Origin of the sequence: Butyrivibrio sp. WCE2006 (genome assembly GCF_000701985.1) — a bacterium.
Lineage (GTDB): Bacteria > Bacillota > Clostridia > Lachnospirales > Lachnospiraceae > Butyrivibrio.
This window is the reverse complement of record NZ_JNKH01000096.1, coordinates 1-1463: the sequence shown is the minus strand read 5'-3', so window position 1 is coordinate 1463 and position 1463 is coordinate 1. Positions and strand designations below refer to the sequence as shown.

Here is a 1463-nt window from a genome sequence, read left to right as displayed (position 1 = left end):
GCCAGTTATGAGATATATTTTCTTAACGCCGGAAAGATCCCCGATCATACTGTCTGCAGCACACTCAGGATGTTTTTGATAGTGGCTGCACTAGTGTGCTGACACGTTCACAATTAATCAAAGCCGCTCCCCGCCTTAAAGAACGGGGTATAGCGATTTGAGTTTTATTCTTGCGTCAGATGTTTTAAATTGCCAGTCAACAGTTGCTTTATTTGCATTACGCTCATCCTCCCATGCACTGAGTTCTGCCTTGAGTAAATCGATATTCGGTATGCGACGGGACAGACACTGTCTTGTCATAACATTAAGCTCAATTTCTGCTATATCGAGCCAGCTGCCATGCTTGGGAGTATAGTGTATTTCTAACTTTTTAATTATCCTGCGTGCTTCGTCAGGAGGAAGGATTTTGTATAATGATGCAGGTTTATGTGTATTCAGATTATCCATGACCAGGACTATCTTTTCTACATCAGGATACATAACATCAACAAGGTATTGGATTTCTTCAGCCCAGTCTTCAGCGGTTCGATGTTCTCGAACGCTGGCATGATGTTTGCTACCTAATGGTTCCACAAAGGCAAATATACTGCATGTTCCGTTACGCTGGTATTCTGAATCTATGATTGCATCATCTCCAGGTCTCATAGGAAGTGGATCTCTTACATCTCCGAGTAGCTGATATGGCTTTTCATCCATGCAGACTACAGGGCAATCCGGGTTGTATGGTCTTTCATAGACATCCAGGATATCCTCCATTGAAGCTACGAATTCCGGGTCGTTTTTCTTTGGAATGCAGTAGTAGGAGTTTTTGTGAGGTCTAAGTTTGTTTTTTTTAAAGCCTTACGGATAGCTTCGCGACTAATGGTTTCATCAGTGTCCAAAACAACCTTGAGTTCATCTTCCAATAAGCGTATTGTCCATCTGCTATGTCCTTCAGGTGCCGGACTGCAAGCTATTTGAACAAGATGGGCTTCAATCCGACCATCAACCTTACGGCGAGCATTATTGGAATTCTCATTTCTGTTGAGACCTTTTAGGTAATCCATACCTTTTGTGGCATAGCCTTTAACAGTATTAGAGACTGTTGCATGACAGACTCCATTAGATTTATAGCATTGCTCATATGACAACATTTTTCCATGATTCTCATCAAGATCAAGGATAATCTGGCATCTTGTCCTTAGTGTTTTGCTTGTACTCTTCTTGCGAATTATCGACTTGATGCTTTTGAATTCTTCGTCAGTGAGATTGATATGATACTTTTTTGGTCTGCCTGCCATTGCTGTGCCTCCGTGCTTTTTCTTTTATTTTACCAAGAAATGGCACGGATTAATAGATATAATTTGATTAAATATCAACATGTCAGTACACTAGTTTCGTTGGAGAATTCAATGCTGATTCCAGATGGTATTGTAAGCCTTACAGTAGTTTCAAAAGTACTATCTGAGAGGCTGTTATTTAAC

At 40.7% G+C, this 1463-nt stretch carries 2 protein-coding genes; both read right to left on the bottom strand.

Features of this window, described 5'->3' with window-relative positions:
• Nucleotides 1-135: 135 nt before the first annotated feature.
• Nucleotides 136-792, bottom strand: coding sequence for an IS630 family transposase (locus tag T501_RS19430; RefSeq protein WP_242845588.1), 657 nt, complete (start codon nucleotides 790-792; stop codon nucleotides 136-138).
• Nucleotides 762-1280, bottom strand: coding sequence for a COG3415 family protein (locus tag T501_RS19425; protein WP_044917184.1), 519 nt, complete (start codon nucleotides 1278-1280; stop codon nucleotides 762-764). Before T501_RS19425 ends, T501_RS19430 begins: the two co-directional genes overlap by 31 nt.
• Nucleotides 1281-1463: the final 183 nt, after the last annotated feature.

What these genes read in the sequence shown, in the direction of transcription:
- T501_RS19425 (WP_044917184.1), bottom strand. Translation starts at nt 1,280, where the DNA reads ATGGCAGGCAGACCAAAAAAGTATCATATCAATCTCACTGACGAAGAA.